The organism is Collimonas fungivorans, from assembly GCF_028292705.1.
Lineage (GTDB): Bacteria > Pseudomonadota > Gammaproteobacteria > Burkholderiales > Burkholderiaceae_D > Collimonas > Collimonas fungivorans_B.
In genome coordinates this window covers 13,339-30,469 of sequence record NZ_JAQGLV010000290.1, presented here as the reverse complement: position 1 = coordinate 30,469, position 17,131 = coordinate 13,339, and the positions used below count along the sequence as shown (strand labels likewise).

The following is a 17,131-nucleotide window of genomic DNA, read 5'->3' as shown; positions in this document are numbered from 1 at the left end:
TATGCGCACCCATCGGAAATCATGGATGAAATCGCTGCCTTGACGCCGACTTTCCACGGCGTCAGCTACGCCAAGCTGGAGCAGGCCGGCAGCCTGCAATGGCCGTGCAATGATGCGGCGCCGGACGGTACGCCTATCATGCACATCAAGGAATTCGTGCGCGGCAAGGGCAAGTTCATCAATACCCAGTATTTCGCCACCGATGAAAAGGTGACGCTGAAATTCCCGCTGATCCTGACCACCGGCCGCATCCTGTCGCAATACAATGTCGGCGCCCAGACCCGGCGCACCGAGAATGTCGAATGGCATAGCGAGGACCGGCTGGAGATTCATCCGCATGACGCCGAGGACCGGGGCATCAAGGACGATGATTGGGTCGGCATCGAATCGCGCGCAGGGCAGACCGTGTTGCGGGCGACGGTGACGGAACGGGTGCAGCCGGGCGTGGTGTATACCACCTTCCACTTCCCGGAATCGGGCGCGAACGTGATCACCACCGATAATTCGGACTGGGCCACCAACTGTCCGGAGTATAAAGTGACTGCGGTGCAGGTGATGCCGGTCAGCCAGCCATCGACATGGCAGAAGCAGTTCAGTCGTTTCACCGAACAGCAGCTGAAGCTGCTGCAGGGGCAGGCTGGACATGCGGCTGAAGCAGCGGTCAGTAAATAACGGTACAAAGGAAAAGCATGGTCTCACCCGAATACGCCAGCAGCACCGAAGTCGAGGTAGAGCAGTGGCGTAACGGCGCTGTCGGCAAGAGTCGCGACGTGGTTGCGGAAGAGGTGCCGGTGGCGCTGGAATACAACGGCATTTCGCACGCCGTGATGATGGCGTCGCCTGCCGACCTGGAAGATTTTGCGCTGGGTTTTTCCTTGACCGAGGGCATCTTGCAGGATCGCAGCGAGTTGTTCGATTGTGAAATCGTCACGGCGGTCGACGGCATCCAGGTGCAGATGCAGATCGCCACCGAGCGTTTTGTCGCGCTCAAGGAAAAACGGCGCAACCTGACCGGCCGCACCGGCTGCGGCTTATGCGGCGCGGAAACCTTGCAGCAGGCGGTGCGCAAACCGGCGCCGGTGGTGTCCGATGCGCGCTTTTCAGCGGCCGGCATTTATGCAGCGATGGCCGAGATGCAGCAGCAACAGCATTTGCAGAAGGTAACCGGCGCTACCCATGCCGCCGCGTGGCTGCAGGCGGATGGCAAGATCGCGCTGGTGCGGGAAGATGTGGGCCGGCATAACGCCCTCGACAAATTGATCGGAGCCCTGTCGCAAGAAAATCCGCGGCGGGATTTTTCCAGCGGCGCTGTGCTGATCACCAGCCGCGCCAGTTATGAAATGGTGCAGAAGGCGGCCAGCATGGGCTGCGGTTTCATCGTCGCGGTATCGGCGCCGACCGCGCTGGCGATCCGGCTGGCGGAGCAGGCTAACGTGACCTTGCTCGGTTTCGTGAGGCAGCCCGGCCACGTGGTGTACGCTCATCCGCAACGGCTGTTGCCGTGAGTTTTGCCAACGCGCTCGCCAACCGTAGAATCGCAGCAGAAAGGTAAACATATGAATCTGGAACACCTGGTGAAGATGGCGAATCAGATCGGCGCATTCTTCGAGACCATGCCCGACCGCTCGCAAGCCATGGCGGATTTCGCCAGCCACCTGAAGCGCAGCTGGGATCCGCGCATGCGGCGCGAATTGCTGGCGTATATCGAAACGCAAGGGGGCCCCGAGCTTAATCCCATGGTGCTGGAGGCGGTGCGCCTGCACGCCGGCACCTTGCAATAACCTTCAATAGCCTTAGGGCAAAAACACCATCTGCGAAGGGCTGCCCAGCCCGGTATACCTGTCGATGAATTTCAGCTTGCCGCTGCGTTTGTCGATGGCGAACTGGGTGATATTGTCGCTGTGCTGGTTCAGCGCGTAGATATAGCGGCCTTGCGGCTCGATCACCAGGCCGCGCGGATAGTCGCCGCGCGTCCAGGTTTCTCCCACCCAGCTGAGCTTGCCTTCGGCGCCGACGGCGAACTGGGCGATGCTGTTGTGCAGGCGGTTCGCCACGTACAGGAAGCGGCCGTCATGGCTCAAGGTCAAGCCGGAGGCAAAACTGGTGCCCTGGTAATTTTCCGGCAGGCTTGAGATGGTTTGCCGTTCCTGCAAAGTCCCGCTGGCCTGGTCGAAGTGGTATAGCGTCAGCGTCGAGGCTTCCTCGTTGATCAGGTAGACATATTTGCCGTTGGGGTGGAACACGAAATGGCGCGGGCCGGCGCCGGCCGACGATGCCTTGATGAAGGGCGGTGTGTTGGGCGTCAGGCTGCCGCTGCTTTGGTCAAAGCGCCATTGATAGATGCGGTCCAGCCCGAGATCGGTCGAAAAGACAAACTTGCCGCTGGGATCGCTGGCGATCATGTGGGCGTGCGGACCATTGTGGTCGCTGGCGGCAAAGCTGCCGACGGTTGCGGCTTCCGGCCGTGCCGCTCCGGCCGGACCGGTGCTTTGCTGGACCGACACGGCCGGCCGCAGGCTGCCGTCTTGCGCCAGCGGGAAGGAAGCCACCGAGCCGCTGCCGTAGTTGGCGGCGAGCAGGTAATCCTGCTTTGGCGTCAGCGACACATATACCGGGTTCTTGCCTTGCGCATCCTGCTGATTCAGCAGCGTCAGCGAACCATCCGTCCGGTTTACCGCGTAGGCAGCCAGCACGCCGTGCTGGCTGTCGTTATAGTTGGCCACCTCGCTGGCTACATACAGCGTCTTGCCGGCGGCATCGAGATTGAGCTGGGCCGCATTCGGCAGCGTGCTGACGACTTTCACCCGGCTCAGCGCGCCGGATTGGCGATCCACTTTAAACAGGTATACGCCTTCGCCGTTGGGGTTGTAGGTTCCGACATAGGCGAAAAGGGCGGGCGGCGGGGTTTCGGCTCTTAGGGGCATGCTGGTCATGGTAAGTAGTGCGATGGAAAGCGCCATCCATTTGGAGCGGCGAATGAGTGTTCTCTGATTTTGCATCTTTTCTCCAATACTACTTAAAAATCGAAGCAGCCCGTGATTGGACCAGGCCGGCGGATGCAAGTCATTTTTGCATCACGGAATTGAACAACGATGATTCAAGATGCAGGTCCAGCCAGGCTCTCAGCTGCTTGTATTCGCTGGCGTAAAACCATTCTTTGTCAACCTGCGCGAATTGCCGTACGAAGGGAAAGATGGCCATGTCGGCCATGCCCGGTTTTTCACCGCACAAGAATCCGTGCAGCGCAATGCGTGCATCCAGTTGCGCCAGGATGGCTGCTCCCTGGGCGCGGTAATAGGCAGCGGGGTGTTCCGGAAAACGCTCGGCATATTTGTAGCGGTCCAGGTAGCCCTTGAATGGGCCGTCATTCTGCTGAATCAGTTCCTGCACCTGCTGCTGCACGGCAGGGTCCGGGCTCAGCCACTGTTCCGGATCGTGCTGCCCGAGCGCCCAGTGCATGATGTCCAGGCTTTGTTCAAGCGGCGCGCCATGCGGCAGCTTCAAGACCGGAACCGTGCCCTTGGGCGAACAGTCCAGCATGGCTTGCGGTTTGTTCCTCAAGCTGACTTCAAACATGTCTACGTCGACGCCGCTGACCTTGATCGCAAGGCGGGCGCGGATTGCATACGGACAGCGGCGGAAGGTGAATAAAATCGGTTTCAAGTTAGTGTATCTATAACAATTCAACGCTCATAAAATAGCAGAAATTCCGCCTCCCCGGCATTTTTGCCGGATTGCCGCAAGTGCAGGGCAGTATCGAAACCGGATCGCAATATGCGGACCCGCAATGGCAATCGACGAACCTTGGACGAAGTCCGCTGTCAGAGCGCAGGGCACTGAAATCTCGGGGTACGCCATGTTCTCGGCTAAAATGGCGCTCGCATCGTGATTTTAAAAGGCCGGGATGGACTTCCAATTCATTAGCCCCAGAAAAAACGCCCTGGTTTACCTGATCAAGATCCTGACGGGCGCGCTGATCACCTGGTACGGATTGCGCGCCCTGGGTTTGCAAGAGCCGTATTGGGCCATGATTTCCCTGATTATCGTGACCGAGCCGGATGTCAACCTGGCCAAGGCGAATTTCCGGGCCCGTTTGATCAACACCCTGAACGGCTGTGTTGTTGCTTGCCTGGCGCTGGTGCTGTTCGGCCCGGGATTCCTGTCCTTGCTGGTCGCTTTGGCAACATCGGTGCTGGTGGCCATGCTGTTGCAGAACTATCCGGCCAATTGGCGCCTGGGGCCGGCGACCGTGGTGATCCTGATGTCTGCCGCGATTGGCGGCAAAGGCCTGCATCAGGAGCTGGAGTATGCTTTGTTGCGGGTCGCAGAGGTGATTGCCGGCAGTACCGTGGCATTATTGCAGTCGCTGGCGTATTCCTATGTGCTCAAACGCATGGCTCCCAGCACGAATTGATGGCCGGCCGCAAGATTCATTGGTCGAATCTATTGACGTAATTTCCTTAGCAACACTATAGTGACAAAATGATTTCAGAATTCCATCAATTATCAGAAAAAATCGGCCAGCTGGCTGAGTTGACGCACACCTTGCGCCGGGAAAATGCCCAGCTGCGCCTGCGCACAACCGGTTTGCAGAGTGAAAACGAAGAGTTGAAGCAACGCATCAGCGAAGCGCACCAGCGCGTCGCGGCCCTGCTCGAGAAATTTCCGGCATTGCCGCAAGAGTTATCGCAAGAGTCGCAAGATCGGGAGCTTACATGAGCCAGTTAAGCGTTAACATCATGGGCCAGCCTTATACCCTGGCTTGCAAGGAAGGCGAAGAGAAGGCGCTGCAGGAAGCAGTGACTTACCTGGACGGCAAAATGACCGCCATCCGCGACGCCGGGAAAATTCGCGGCAACGATCGCATCGCCGTCATCGCCGCGCTTGGCATCGCCGCTGAATTATTGGGCAGCAAAGCGCCTGCCGGCCCGTTGTCCGACCTTACCATGTCGGAAGTAAAGCAGAATATAAGCGCAATGCATACAGTACTGGATGAAGCCCTGGCGGCACAGGAAGACTTGTTCTGACCCTGCGGCCAGCCATGCTGCAGGCCATGTTGCAGGAAAAGCGGCAGGAAAAACGGCAGCAAAAACTTTCAGCAAAAGGGGTTTGACTTGGGATGCGTTTGGAGTAGACTAACGTCTCCTGCCGTGTTCGCGATTGTCATAAAATCCTTGAACCATTTATACGCAACGGCTGCGGAATTTTGTTCGATAGGTGTGAGCGTCGCTAGTCCGATGAACCCGAAATTGAACTAACTGCGGCCAACTTGAACTGCTTTGGTTCAGGATGCCGACATAGCGGCACAGGCGGGACTTGATTCTGAAGCGGTTGCATATATGTGTGCAGCCGCTTTTTTTATTTTCTGGCTTATTTTCTCGCTTATTTTCTCGATTTATTTCTTAGAGATGAAATGAATTACTGGCTAATGAAATCCGAGCCGGACGACGCCAGCATCGACGACGTCCTGGCCATGTCTGCACAGACCATCGCCTGGTACGGCGTGCGTAATTATCAAGCGCGCAACTTCATGCGCGATGCGATGCAGGTCGGCGACGGCGTGCTGTTCTACCATTCCGGCTGCGCCGTGCCGGGCATAGCCGGCCTGGCCGAAGTGGCGAGCACGCCTTACCCCGACGACACGCAGTTTGATCCCAAGAGCAAATATTTCGACCCCAAGGCCGACCGCGAAAACCCGCGCTGGATGCTGGTCGATGTGCGCGCCTTGCGCAAAACCCGGCTGATTGCGTTGCCCGAACTGCGGCAGCAGGAAGCGCTGGCCGACATGCAGATCCTGCGCCGGGGCAACCGCCTTTCCATCACTCCGGTCAGCGCCGCCGAATGGCGCCATATCGCCAAGCTTATGAAGGCGTGACGCTGCCCGCGGCTGGCAGCGCATAACGCTCGCGCAATACATTTTTTTGCACCTTGCCCATGGTGTTGCGCGGCAGTTCCTCGGCGAAGAATACCTGCTTCGGCACCTTGAAATTGGCAATCGAGGTTTTCATCAGGGCGATCACGTCCGCCGTTGTCAGCTTCGCTTCCGGCCGTTTCACAATCACCGCGGTCACCGCTTCCCCGAAATCGACGTGCGGAATGCCGATCACCGCGGATTCCAGCACGCCGTCGATTTCATCGAGCACGCTTTCGATTTCCTTCGGATAGACGTTATAGCCGCCAGAGATGATCAAGTCCTTGCTGCGGCCGACGATAGACAGGTAACCCTGGTTGTCGAAGCGGCCGACGTCGCCGGTCTTGAAATAACCGTCGGCGGTGAATTCCTCCACCGTCTTTTCTGGCATGCGCCAGTAACCGTGGAATACGTTCGGTCCCTTGACCTGGATATCGCCGATTTCACCTGTTTTGCAAACCTCGCCGCGGCCTTCGCTGTCGGTTCCCATCAAGCGCAGCGACACGCCCGGCAGCGGCAGGCCGACGGTGCCGCCGCGCCGCTCCTGCGCATACGGGTTGGAGGTCAGCATGGCGGTTTCGCTCATGCCGTAGCGTTCCAGTATGGTGTGGCCGGTGCGCTCGGCGAATTCGGCAAAGGTATCGGCCAGCAAGGGCGCCGAGCCGGATACGAACAGGCGGATATTGCGGCAGGTGTGGCGGTCGAAGCCGCCGCTCGCCAGCAACCGCACGTAATAGGTCGGCACGCCCATGAAGACGGTGCTGCGCGGCAGCTGGCGGCAGACTTCGGCGGCCTCGAACTTCGGCAGGAAAATCATCTTGCTGCCGTTCAGCAGCGCGCCGTTGGCTGCCACCAGCAGGCCGTGGATATGGAACAGCGGCAGCGCGTGCAGCAGCACGTCGCCGGCTTGCCAGTGCCAGTGCCAGTATTGCTGCAGCACCTGGGCATTCGAGCCGATATTGCCGTGCGAAAGCATGGCGCCCTTGCTGCGGCCGGTGGTGCCCGAGGTATACAAGATGACGGCGAGGTCGTCGGCTTGCTTTTCAACCGTGTCAAACGCATCCGGATGATGCATGGCGCGCGCCAGCAACGATCCGGAATTTCTGCGGCCGTTGCCGCCTTCGTCCAGGGTAAACAGGTGGCGGGTGCCGGCCTTGAAGGCGATCTGCGCCACCCAGCCGAAATTCTGCGGCGTGCAGACGAACACCGCCGGTTCCGCATCGCCGATGAAATATTCGATTTCGGCGGCGCGGTATGCAGTGTTCAGCGGCAGGTAGACAAAACCGGCGCGCAGGGTCGCCAGGTAAAGTATCAGCGCCTCGGGCGATTTTTCCACCTGCGCCGCGATGCGGGCGCCGCTCGGCAAATCCAGGCTGCTGAGCAGATTGGCGATGCGGGCCGAAGCGCGTTCGATGTCGCCCCAGCTGTAGTACTGGCCGTCGTGGGTTTCGATGCAGCAAGCGGTGCTGTCGGCAGGGAAGCGGGACGCAAAAAGGGCGTAAAGATTGGCTGTCATGTTCAGTATCGGGGAGGCGCGCGGGAAACGTTTCCTGATTGCTGCCAGGCGCACAAGTACACGTTTGCCGTCGCTGGTTCAGGTAGGAGAGCTGCTTGCGGCCTTGACTGGCGACGTATCGGCGGGGCCGGCGTACTGGCGCGGATTCCTGTAAGCGATCACCAGCAGCACGATGCCGAGCGCGATCATCGGCACCGATAGCATCTGGCCCGCGGAAATAGTGATGCCGCCGAAGGTCACGTTATAGTCCGGCACCCGGAAATATTCGGTGAAGAAACGGGCGCAGCCGTACAGCAGCGAGAACATGCCGGCCACCGCCATGCGCGGCCGCGGTTTGCGCGAGAATATCCAGAGGAGGATGAACAGCAGGATGCCGTCGACCAGCATCTGGTAGATCGGCGACGGATGGCGCGGCAGGTTGTCGACATTCGGCCAGATCATGGCCCATGGCAGCGACGGGTCGGAAACCACCCGGCCCGGCAGTTCACCGTTGATGAAGTTGCCGAGGCGGCCGGCGGCGTAGCCGAGCGGCACCATGGGCGCGATGAAATCCATGATGTCCATCAGCTTGCGGCCAGCCTTGCGGCCCCACCATGCCATGGCGATCAGGACGCCGAGAAAGCCGCCGTGGAACGACATGCCGCCTTTCCAGACGGCGATGATTTCGGATGGATGCGAGAAGTAGTAGGCCGGATCGTAAAACAGCACCTGGCCCAGGCGGCCGCCGATCACTACCCCCAGCACGCCGTAAAACAGCATGTCGTCGATATCCTCTTTTTTCCAGCCGGCGGCGGCAACATGCGGCTGCTTGATCCTGATCCTGCCGATCCAGATGAACAGGATGAACGCCAGCAGGTACATCAGGCCGTACCAGCGTACGTGGAGCGGGCCGAGGGAGAAGGCGATCGGGTCGGGCAGGGGATGAATCAGCATATTCTTTATTTCTTTCGTAACAATTCCAAAAAGGCTTGCAGTACCGGTGAAACATTATCGCGGCGCCAGGCCAGGCCAGTCTCGACCAGCGGCGTCTGGTCCTGCAATTCACGATAATCGACCCCCGGGCGTTGCAGGTTCGACACCGATTGTGGCACAAGCGCGATCCCCATGCCAGCCGACACCAGGCCGACGATGGTTTGCATCTGGATAGCTTCCTGGCCGATGTGGGGGGTGACGCCGGCGGCGCGGAAGCAGCCGAGGATGGTGTCATGGAAGCCGGGCGAGATGCGGCGTGGGAAAATGATCAAGGGCATGTCGGCCAGGTCGCTCAGCGCAATCTTGCCTTTTTTTGCCCGCAAGGCCTTGAGCCCGCTGGGCGCCGCCAGGATCAGCGGTTCCGCCAGCACCGGCTGGTACTCCAGCGCCAGCTTGGCCTTGTCCGGCAGCGGCGGGATCAGCAGGCCGGCATCGATCCGGCCCTCCATCAGCTGCGCCAGCTGCAGGTCGCTGGTGGCTTCCTGCAGGTCGATCTGCACCAGCGGGTACGCCTCGCGAAAAGCGCGCAGCAGCGGCGGCAGGATGCTGTAATCGGCGGTCGAGACAAACGATAGCGTAAGCAGGCCGGATTCGCCGGAAGCCGCGCGCCGCACCAGGTCGGGCAGGGTGGCGGCCTGCTGCAGCAGGCGCTGCGCTTCCGGCAGCAGCGCCAACCCGGCCGGGGTCAGCGCCACGCTGCGTTTGGTGCGGGCGAACAGCGGCGTGCCAAGGTTGGCTTCCAGCGCCTGGATCGCTTGCGACAGCGGCGGCTGCGTCATGTGCAGGCGCAGCGCGGCGCGGCCGAAATGCCTTTCTTCGGCAACCGCGACGAAATAGCGCAGCTGGCGCAGCTCTATGTTCATGGATTCAAGTCTATATGGCTAATAAAAAAGCCGGAGAGAAACCGGCTTTTGTGCTGCGTAACGCTAGAACTGCGGAGGCGCCCGAGCGCTTCAGCGCCGTTTATGGCTGTCGAAGGTCTTCTTGACGCGTTCTTTCCTGGTTTTTTCGATTTCCTCGTGGGCCTTGCGCTTGTCCAGGCCGAACATCCGTTCCAGGAACTCGAACCAGATAAAGGCGACAGCCATCAAACCGGCGATCCACCACCACGAAATGCCGGCAAACGGACCGACTTCGAAGTATTTTAACGCTATTAACGAAACGATAATGATAATCAGTGGCATGGCATTCCCTTTTCTTTGCGGAAAGGATAGGGCGAAAGATGCTCCTGGTCAACGGATGTCGGTCTGATATGTCGGATTCCAGATGTATGTAGGTGTTTCAGGGATATGAGACAATGCAAGCGGGCAGGTAGAATGGTGTCACATTTTTTTGACGGAGATAAGAATGAAACGTTTGTTGATCTGTGCACTGCTGGGCGCAATGGCCTCGGGATCCGCCCTCGCGGACGCCGGCCTGGACCTGGCAAAGAGCAAGAACTGTATGGCATGCCACTCGGTGCAAAACAAGGTGGTCGGCCCGGCATACAAGGACGTTGCGGCAAAATATGCTGGTCAAAAAGATGCGGAAGACAAGCTGGTGGCGAAAGTCATGAAGGGCGGATCAGGCACCTGGGGCGCAATCCCGATGCCGGCCAATCCGCAAGTCAGCGAAGCCGAAGCGCATACCCTGGTGAAATGGGTTTTGTCGCAGAAGTAATATAGCTGGCCATGCCGCAACAAGGCGCTCAAGTGAGCGCCTTTTTTTACGCCCGTAACCCGCGCAAGCCGGGATACGGAGCCGGTTGCCGGCCCCATATCCCTGGTGCTGTCAGTACCGGGCTGTGCTTTTGGTCACCAGCGGCAACGCCATGGTTTGCTGGCCATCGACGGTGGCGCCGGCAAAGGCGAGGCTGGGCGCCAAGTGCCGATTGATTTCAACGGGAAAACCCAGGACCGGTTTCGACACCTCATCGAGCATCGTGATCTGCGCCGGCGTCAGGCTGATCTCGAGTGCAGCCAGGTTGGTCCGCAGCTGGTCGATCCGGCGCGCGCCGACCAGGGTCGAAGTGACGCCCGGCCGGCTTTGCACCCAAGCCAGCGCCACGGCGGCCGGACTGGCGTCCAGTTCCGCGGCGACGGACTTGAGGGCGTCGACCACGAGATAGTGCGCCTCGGTCGGCATGCCCACCAGGGCGCCGCGATCGGAGACCACGCTGGCGGCATTCTCACGGCTGTATTTGCCCGACAGCCAGCCATTCTTGAGCGGGCTCCAGGGCATGACGCCAAGGCCCAGTTCCTGCGCCATCGGCGTCAGTTCGCCCTCGACCGTCCGCTCCAGCAAGGAGTACTCGACCTGCAGGGCGATCAGCGGCGCCCAGCCGCGGAACTGCGCGATAAGCTGCGCCTGCGCCACCTTCCAGGCCGGGGCGTCGGAAATCCCCAGGTAGCGCACCTTGCCGGAGGTAACCAGGTCATCCATGGCGCGCATGGTTTCTTCGATAGGCGTGCCGTGGTCCCAATTGTGCATCCAGTAAAGATCGATGTAATCGGTTTGCAGGCGCCGCAGCGACTGTTCGCACTGCTCGACGATCGCCTTGCGGCCGGCGCCGCCGCCGTTGGGGTCGCCAAGATGGAGGTTGCCGAAAAATTTGGTGGCGATGACCTTGCGGTCGCGGCCTTTGCGCTGGGTGAAGAAATCGCCGATGATTTTTTCGGAATGGCCGACCGTATAGATATTGGCGGTGTCGATGAAATTGCCGCCGCGTTCGAAATACTCGCTCAGGATGGCTTCCGATTCCGCTGCAGTGGAACCCCAACCCCATTCTTCGCCAAAGGTCATGGTGCCCAGGCAGAACGGGCTGACGCGCAGGCCGGAACGGCCAAGGGTGACATAGGAATCTAGTGACATGTTGTTGCTCCTTAAGAAAATCATGGATGGGCGCAAGCGCCACCGGTGTTGAGCTTTTATGAAAACATGCAGCGGCACCGCGTCGCTAGATCGATGGACGCAAGCTCTTGCACGATCCTGCCAATTGTGGGGAGTTTGTGCAGCCCGGTCTTGCGTTTCGCACGTTCGCCGGTTACGGTACAAGCATGGAACCACTTGCCGAACTTCGCCTGCTGATCGCGCGCCATGCCGGGCATGGCCTGACCGACACCGCTTTCCCCGGCCTCAAGCTGATGGCGTCGGACTTCACTACGCAACCTGTCCACCATGTGTCCGAGCCGGCGTTCGCCGTGATGGCGCAAGGCGCCAAACGCGCGGTGCTGGGCGACAAGCTGTTTGAATACGGCGCCGGCCAGTACCTGGTGGTGTCGGTTGACCTGCCGATCGCCAGCCACGTGGTGCGGGCCAGCGCTGCGGAGCCGTTTTTGGGACTCGGCCTGATATTGAGGCCGACAGCCGTCGCTACCCTGCTGGTGGAGACTGCCGCCAGCGAATCCGCCGCCGGCGAACTGTCGGGCATGGGCGTCAGCGACGCCGGCGCTGAATTGCTGGACGCCGTGGTGCGCCTGCTGCGTCTCCTGGATCATCCGCGCGACTTGCCCGTGCTGGGGCCGATGATCGAACGCGAAATCCTGTGGCGGCTGCTCACCGGCGAACAGGGCGGCATGCTGCGCCAGATCGGCCTGGCTGACAGCCGGCTGTCGCAAATCGGTCGCGCCATCCGCTGGATCCGCACCCACTACGCCGAGACTTTTCCGATCGAGGAACTGGCCCGGCTGGCGGCGATGAGCGTCTCGTCCTTCCATCGGCATTTCCGTGCAGTGACCGCGATGAGCCCGTTGCAGTACCAGAAGCAGATCCGCCTGCAGGAGGCGCGCTCGCGGCTGCTGGCGCAATCCGAAGACGCCGCGGCGGTCGGTTTCAGCGTCGGCTACGAGAGTCCGTCGCAGTTCAGCCGCGAATACAGCCGCCTGTTCGGCGCGCCGCCAGGCCGCGATGCGGCGCGGCTGCGCGCCGGTTCTCTGCTGGAGCGGAGCGTTATCTGATCAGTAAACAAAAAAAGCGCCCCGGATACCGAGGCGCTTTTCAACTACAGGCAAGAACTGTTATTTAGTCACTGCCAGCTGTGAGCGTTGCGCGCCCCTGTAGGTATACAAGGTGATGGTGCCGTCCTTGATGTCGCCTTTGGCGTCGAACGCGATCATGCCCGTCACGCCCTTGTGCTGGATCTTGGCCAGTTCCGGCAGGTATTTTTTCGGATCGGCCGACTTGGCTTTTTGCATGGCGTCCGCCATGGTCATCAGGGCATCGTAAGTGTACGGCGCATAGATCACGACATCCTTGCCGTACTTGATCTTGTAGGCGGTCTTGTAGGCATCCAGCCCTTTCCGTGCCGACTCTTCGACGCCGCCGGCTTCCGCGCAGATCACCTGGTCGTTGCTGATGCCGTCGCCGGCCAGCTTGGGCAGGTCGGAAGTGCAGATGGCGTCGCCGCCCATGAACTTGGCCTGGATTCCCAGCTGCTTCATCTGGCGCAGCATGGGACCGGCGCCGGCATCCAGTCCGCCGAAGAATACGACGTCGGGTTTCTTGGCCTTGAACGAGGTCAGGATCGCATTGAAATCGGTCGCCTTGTCGTTGGTGTACTGAGTCGCCACGATGGTCATGCCGGCGGCTTTGGCCGCCTTGGTGAATTCTTCCGCCAGGCCCTGGCCGTAGGCGGTGCGGTCGTCGATCACCGCTGCGGTCTTGGCATGCAGGGTCTTGGCCGCATAACGGCCGAGGGCGCCGCCCAGCTGGCTGTCGTTGGCCACCACGCGGAAGGTGGTGTTGAAACCTTGCTGGGTGTATTTGGCGCTGGTGGTCGACGGCGAGATTTGCGGGATGCCGGCGTCGTAGTAAATCTTCGATGCAGGAATCGAGGTGCCCGAATTGACGTGGCCGATGACGCCGGCGACTTTGGCGTCGACCAGTTTCTGCGCTACCGCGGTTGCCTGCTTGGGATCGGATGCGTCGTCTTCCGCCATCAGGACGAACCTGGTTTTTTTGCCGTCCAGCGTCAGGCCCTGCTTGTTCAGTTCTTCGATCGCCATCCTGGCGCCGTTTTCATTGTCTTTGCCGATGTGGGCGATGGGGCCGGTGATCGGGCCGACGTGGGCGATCTTGACCACTTGTTCCTGTGCATGGGCGCTGGCGGACAGGGACAAGGCGATAGCCGCGGCCAGCGGGATCATTTTGGTGGTGTGCACTGGATTTTCTCCTAAGGATTTGCAATGTAATTGATGGTAAGTTTTTTCAGCCATCCGACTTGGATTTCAGTCTGATCAGGGACTTAAACGTTACAACAATACAAAAGCCAGGCAAAGCGCTTTTATATGTTTTTTTATCAATCCGGCAGAATGAAATGCGTAAACTGTATGACAGCGCCGCATGACAACGCCCGCGCAAATAAAAAAGCGCCCCGGCGCTGGGGCCGGGGCGCTTCGATAAAACAGTTGCTGAATGTAATTTACTTGGTGACGGTCAGCAAAGTGCGCTTGCCGTCCTTATAGGTGTACAGGGTCAGCGTGCCGTCCTTGATGTCGCCCTTGGCGTCGAACGCGATCATGCCGGTCACGCCCTTGTGATGGATCTTGACCAGTTCCGGCAGGTATTTCTTCGGATCTGCCGAGTTGGCCTTCTGCATGGCTTCCACCATGGTCATCACGGAGTCGTAAGAGTAGGGCGCGTACAGTTTGACTTCGGCGTTGAACTTCTTCTGGAACGCTGCCTTGAAATCCTCCAGGCCCTTCTTGCCCGATTCCTCGACGCCGCCGGCTTCGGCGCAAACCACCTGGTCGTTGATCAGGCCATCGCCGGCCAGCTTGCCCAGTTCGGCCGTGCACATGCCGTCGCCGCCCATGAACTTGGCCTTGATGCCGAGCGCCTTCATCTGGCGCAGCATCGGACCGGCCACCGCATCCATGCCGCCGAAGAAGATCACGTCCGGGTTCTTGGCCTTGATCGAGGTCAGGATGGCGTTGAAGTCGGTTGCCTTGTCGTTGGTGAACTGGGTGGCGACGATGTTGACGCCGGCGCTTTTGGCACCCTTGGCGAATTCCTGCGCGACGCCCTGGCCGTAGGCGGTGCGGTCATCGATCACGGCGATGTTCTTGGCTTTCAGCGTGGTGGCTGCGTAACGTCCCAGCGTGCCGCCCAGCTGGCCGTCGTTGGCGACTACGCGGAATACGCTGTTAAAACCTTGCTGCGTGTATTTTGGGCTGGTGGCGGCAGGCGAGATCTGCGGGATGCCGGCATCGTAGTAAATCTTCGAAGCGGGAATCGTGGTGCCCGAATTCAGGTGGCCGATGACGCCGTCGATCTTGGCGTCCACCAGTTTTTGCGCTGCCGCCGTGCCTTGCTTGGGATCGGAAGCATCATCTTCCGCCAGCAGCACGAACTTGATTTTCTTGCCGCCCAGGGTAATGCCCTTGGCGTTCAATTCTTCGACCGCCATCTTGGCGCCGTTTTCCATGTCCTTGCCGAGGTGGGCGGAAGGGCCGGTCACCGGGCCGACATGGCCGATCTTGACGATTTGTTCTTCAGCGTGAGCCGAGCCTGCAGCGCCCAGCGCCAACGCGATTGCTGCAGCCAGCGGCAACATTTTGTTCTTCATCTGCACGTGTTTCCTCCTAAGGGTCTATACAAGGTAAGTGAAAGCAGTTTCCGCTGACCAATGAGCGGAACATGTAAACGTTACAACAGAACAAAATCCTCGTATAGGTTTTTTCCTGCATTTTAGGCAATACCCTTGCGGTCCGTACGGGGATTGATGCAGGCGGCGGAATGGGAGAGATGGCGCGCAGATTTTCAACAGGCGAAAAAAAACGCCCCGGTTGCCGGGGCGTTTTTATCAGAGACGCGCGACGATTATTTTGTCACGGTCAGCAGGGTGCGCTTGCCATCCTTGTAGGTGTACAAGGTCAGCGAACCGTCCTTGATGTCGCCCTTTGGATCAAAAGCGATATCGCCGGTCACGCCTTTGTAGTGGATCTTGGCCAGCTCAGGCAGGTATTTCTTCGGATCGGACGAGCCGGCTTTTTGCATGGCCGACACCATCGCCATCAGCGCATCGTACTCGTACGGTGCATAGATCACGACTTCCTGGTTGAACTTCTTCTGGTAAGCCACCTTGAAGGCTTCCAGTGCAGCCTTGCCTGCATCCGGCACACCGCCGGCTTCAGCGCAGACTACCTGGTCGTCTTTCAAGCCAGCGCCAGCCAGCTTGGCCAGCTCGGTGGTGCACAGGCCATCGCCGCCCATGAACTTGGCCTTGATGCCCAGCTGGTCCATCTGGCGCAGCATCGGACCGCCGACAGCATCCATGCCGCCGAAGAAGATCACGTCCGGATTCTTGGCCTTGATCGAAGTCAGGATGGCGTTGAAGTCAGTCGCTTTATCGTTGGTGAACTGCGTCGCCACGATAGTAGCGCCGGCCTTCTTGGCGCTCTTGGTGAACTCTTCTGCAACACCTTGGCCGTAGGCGGTACGGTCATCGATCACGGCAATATTCTTGCCCTTCAGGGTGTTGACCGCATAGCGACCCAAGGTGCCGCCCAGCTGGCCATCGTTGGCGACCACGCGGAATGCCGTGTTGAAGCCTTGCTGGGTGTATTTCGGATTGGTGGCGGAAGGCGAGATTTGCGGAATGCCGGCATCGAAATAGATCTTCGATGCAGGAATCGTGGTGCCGGAATTCATGTGGCCGATAACACCCTTGACCTTGGCGTCCACCAGTTTCTGCGCAGCCGCGGTTCCTTGTTTCGGATCGGAAGCGTCATCTTCGGAAGCCAATACGAAAGTCACTTTTTTGCCGCCGATCAGAGTGCCCTTGGCATTCAATTCATCGATTGCCATTTTGGCGCCGTTTTCATTGTCCTTGCCGATGTGCGCATTAGGACCTGTGAGCGGGCTGACCTGGCCGATGGTGACGACTTCTTGTGCCGAAGCCGAGCCAGCAAAGGCGAAAGCCATGGCAATTGCACCTGCCAACGGAATCAATTTGATCTTGTTCTGCATGAATGTCCTCCTGAGGATTTAAAATAAAACAATCTAATTACAGTTTCACCGTCCGCTGCTTATTTGTTATTAATTCGAACTTATTCGATGAATTTGTCCGAATTCAGCAACGTTACAACATAAAAAACGCTTCGCATAGCGGTTTTTGCGAATTCTTAACACACCTTGTGTGTCCCCACTGCAGCCCTTAATCCATTGGCATGAGCAAACATCACACCCTAGATAAAGTCGACCGCAAGCTGCTTAACTTGCTGCAGCGCGACAATCAAATGCCGACCCGCACCCTGGCCGACAAAGCCCACATTTCCCAGCCGACCTGCCTGCGCCGCCTGCGCGACCTGCGCGAAGCCGGCATCATCAGCGCCGACGTCTCGCTGGTCGATCCGTTCGCGCTCGGCTACGGCATGCTGGCCTTCCTCGAAATCTCGCTGAACCACCAGTCAGACGAGCACATGCAGGAATTCGAGCTGCGCATGAACAAGGAGGCCGAAGTCATGCAATGTTATTTCGTGTCGGGTGATTACGATTATTTCCTGGTCGTGCATGTGATCGATATGGATGCCTATTATCAGTTCGTGCGCCGGGTCATTTCAGGCTCCGGCAATGTCCGCCATTTTCAGTCTCGTTTTCCCATGAAGCGCGCCAAGTTCGTGACCCGCGTCGCCTTCGACGAAAAGCCGGCCACGGTCGAGGTGCGCATCGCCAAGTGATGCACTCCAACAGTGCGCCCGGACAATAAAAGGGCGGCGCTGCCGATTCCCGCGGATACATACGCAAAAACCGCG

General features: G+C 59.3%; 20 protein-coding genes and 1 other RNA gene. 11 read left to right on the top strand and 10 right to left on the bottom strand.

What is annotated here, in order from left to right; all coding sequences use genetic code 11:
• The 3 genes from JWQ61_RS16290 to JWQ61_RS16280 form a co-directional block, all read left to right on the top strand.
• A partial coding sequence (locus JWQ61_RS16290; protein WP_304361446.1) for a molybdopterin oxidoreductase family protein occupies positions 1 to 672 on the top strand: 672 nt, incomplete at its 5' end.
• A 17-nt stretch (positions 673 to 689) separates the two neighbouring features.
• Positions 690 to 1,505 (top strand): formate dehydrogenase accessory sulfurtransferase FdhD, encoded by an 816-nt coding sequence (gene fdhD, locus JWQ61_RS16285; protein WP_304361445.1) that lies wholly within the window; start codon positions 690 to 692, stop codon positions 1,503 to 1,505.
• Between the two features lie 51 nt (positions 1,506 to 1,556).
• On the top strand, positions 1,557 to 1,781 hold the full coding sequence (locus JWQ61_RS16280) for a formate dehydrogenase subunit delta (protein WP_304361444.1): 225 nt from the start codon (positions 1,557 to 1,559) through the stop codon (positions 1,779 to 1,781).
• A 12-nt stretch (positions 1,782 to 1,793) separates the two neighbouring features.
• Here the strand turns inward: JWQ61_RS16280 and JWQ61_RS16275 are convergent, their stop codons facing one another.
• On the bottom strand, positions 1,794 to 2,924 hold the full coding sequence (locus JWQ61_RS16275; protein WP_304361443.1) for a lactonase family protein: 1,131 nt from the start codon (positions 2,922 to 2,924) through the stop codon (positions 1,794 to 1,796).
• A 139-nt stretch (positions 2,925 to 3,063) separates the two neighbouring features.
• Positions 3,064 to 3,663, bottom strand: a complete 600-nt coding sequence (locus tag JWQ61_RS16270) for a glutathione S-transferase (protein WP_304361442.1) — start codon at positions 3,661 to 3,663, stop codon at positions 3,064 to 3,066.
• A gap of 241 nt (positions 3,664 to 3,904) precedes the next feature.
• On the opposite strand from JWQ61_RS16270, the gene JWQ61_RS16265 reads away from it, so the two are divergent.
• The 5 genes from JWQ61_RS16265 to JWQ61_RS16245 all read left to right on the top strand — a co-directional run bounded on the left by JWQ61_RS16265 (position 3,905) and on the right by JWQ61_RS16245 (position 5,875).
• Positions 3,905 to 4,414: an FUSC family protein gene (locus JWQ61_RS16265; RefSeq protein WP_304361441.1), complete on the top strand. Its 510-nt coding sequence runs from the start codon at positions 3,905 to 3,907 to the stop codon at positions 4,412 to 4,414.
• 68 nt (positions 4,415 to 4,482) lie between these two features.
• Entirely contained in the window at positions 4,483 to 4,719 is a 237-nt protein-coding gene (locus JWQ61_RS16260; RefSeq protein WP_120236991.1) for a DUF904 domain-containing protein, read from the top strand.
• Positions 4,716 to 5,027, top strand: coding sequence for a cell division protein ZapA (locus JWQ61_RS16255; RefSeq protein ID WP_304361440.1), 312 nt, complete (start codon positions 4,716 to 4,718; stop codon positions 5,025 to 5,027). Before JWQ61_RS16260 ends, JWQ61_RS16255 begins: the two co-directional genes overlap by 4 nt.
• A 112-nt stretch (positions 5,028 to 5,139) precedes the next feature.
• Positions 5,140 to 5,320: non-coding RNA, 6S RNA (ssrS, locus tag JWQ61_RS16250), on the top strand.
• 93 nt (positions 5,321 to 5,413) lie between these two features.
• Positions 5,414 to 5,875: an EVE domain-containing protein gene (locus JWQ61_RS16245; RefSeq protein WP_304361439.1), complete on the top strand. Its 462-nt coding sequence runs from the start codon at positions 5,414 to 5,416 to the stop codon at positions 5,873 to 5,875.
• On the opposite strand, the gene JWQ61_RS16240 is transcribed toward JWQ61_RS16245, so the two are convergent.
• The 4 genes from JWQ61_RS16240 to JWQ61_RS16225 form a co-directional block, all read right to left on the bottom strand.
• Positions 5,862 to 7,427 carry a malonyl-CoA synthase gene (locus JWQ61_RS16240; protein WP_304361438.1) on the bottom strand — a complete coding sequence of 522 codons (1,566 nt, stop codon included), beginning with the start codon at positions 7,425 to 7,427 and terminating at the stop codon, positions 5,862 to 5,864. The two genes, JWQ61_RS16245 and JWQ61_RS16240, sit on opposite strands and share 14 nt — an antisense overlap.
• 78 nt (positions 7,428 to 7,505) lie before the next feature.
• Entirely contained in the window at positions 7,506 to 8,360 is an 855-nt protein-coding gene (lgt, locus tag JWQ61_RS16235) for a prolipoprotein diacylglyceryl transferase (protein ID WP_304361437.1), read from the bottom strand.
• A 5-nt stretch (positions 8,361 to 8,365) separates the two neighbouring features.
• On the bottom strand, positions 8,366 to 9,262 hold the full coding sequence (locus JWQ61_RS16230; protein WP_304361436.1) for a LysR substrate-binding domain-containing protein: 897 nt from the start codon (positions 9,260 to 9,262) through the stop codon (positions 8,366 to 8,368).
• A 90-nt stretch (positions 9,263 to 9,352) separates the two neighbouring features.
• Positions 9,353 to 9,583, bottom strand: coding sequence for a TIGR04438 family Trp-rich protein (locus JWQ61_RS16225; RefSeq protein WP_120236986.1), 231 nt, complete (start codon positions 9,581 to 9,583; stop codon positions 9,353 to 9,355).
• Between the two features lie 163 nt (positions 9,584 to 9,746).
• On the opposite strand from JWQ61_RS16225, the gene JWQ61_RS16220 reads away from it, so the two are divergent.
• The gene (locus tag JWQ61_RS16220) at positions 9,747 to 10,058 is read left to right on the top strand and encodes a c-type cytochrome (protein WP_061539072.1); all 312 of its coding nucleotides are present in this window, start codon (positions 9,747 to 9,749) and stop codon (positions 10,056 to 10,058) included.
• Positions 10,059 to 10,169: 111 nt separating this feature from the next.
• Here JWQ61_RS16220 and JWQ61_RS16215 read toward each other — a convergent pair whose 3' ends face one another.
• Positions 10,170 to 11,249 (bottom strand): aldo/keto reductase, encoded by a 1,080-nt coding sequence (locus tag JWQ61_RS16215; protein WP_304361435.1) that lies wholly within the window; start codon positions 11,247 to 11,249, stop codon positions 10,170 to 10,172.
• A 185-nt stretch (positions 11,250 to 11,434) separates the two neighbouring features.
• Here JWQ61_RS16215 and JWQ61_RS16210 point away from each other — a divergent pair, with 185 nt between their 5' ends.
• Positions 11,435 to 12,334 carry an AraC family transcriptional regulator gene (locus JWQ61_RS16210; RefSeq protein ID WP_304361434.1) on the top strand — a complete coding sequence of 300 codons (900 nt, stop codon included), beginning with the start codon at positions 11,435 to 11,437 and terminating at the stop codon, positions 12,332 to 12,334.
• Between the two features lie 60 nt (positions 12,335 to 12,394).
• On the opposite strand, the gene JWQ61_RS16205 is transcribed toward JWQ61_RS16210, so the two are convergent.
• The 3 genes from JWQ61_RS16205 to JWQ61_RS16195 all read right to left on the bottom strand — a co-directional run bounded on the left by JWQ61_RS16205 (position 12,395) and on the right by JWQ61_RS16195 (position 16,346).
• On the bottom strand, positions 12,395 to 13,522 hold the full coding sequence (locus JWQ61_RS16205) for a branched-chain amino acid ABC transporter substrate-binding protein (protein ID WP_041742997.1): 1,128 nt from the start codon (positions 13,520 to 13,522) through the stop codon (positions 12,395 to 12,397).
• Positions 13,523 to 13,797: 275 nt separating this feature from the next.
• Complete coding sequence (locus tag JWQ61_RS16200) at positions 13,798 to 14,949, bottom strand: branched-chain amino acid ABC transporter substrate-binding protein (protein WP_014004888.1); 1,152 nt, start codon at positions 14,947 to 14,949, stop codon at positions 13,798 to 13,800.
• Positions 14,950 to 15,197: 248 nt separating this feature from the next.
• Positions 15,198 to 16,346, bottom strand: coding sequence for a branched-chain amino acid ABC transporter substrate-binding protein (locus JWQ61_RS16195; protein WP_041741316.1), 1,149 nt, complete (start codon positions 16,344 to 16,346; stop codon positions 15,198 to 15,200).
• A 200-nt stretch (positions 16,347 to 16,546) separates the two neighbouring features.
• On the opposite strand from JWQ61_RS16195, the gene JWQ61_RS16190 reads away from it, so the two are divergent.
• A complete protein-coding gene (locus JWQ61_RS16190) occupies positions 16,547 to 17,056 on the top strand; it encodes an Lrp/AsnC family transcriptional regulator (RefSeq protein ID WP_061539076.1) in 510 nt (169 codons plus the stop codon).
• Positions 17,057 to 17,131: the final 75 nt, after the last annotated feature.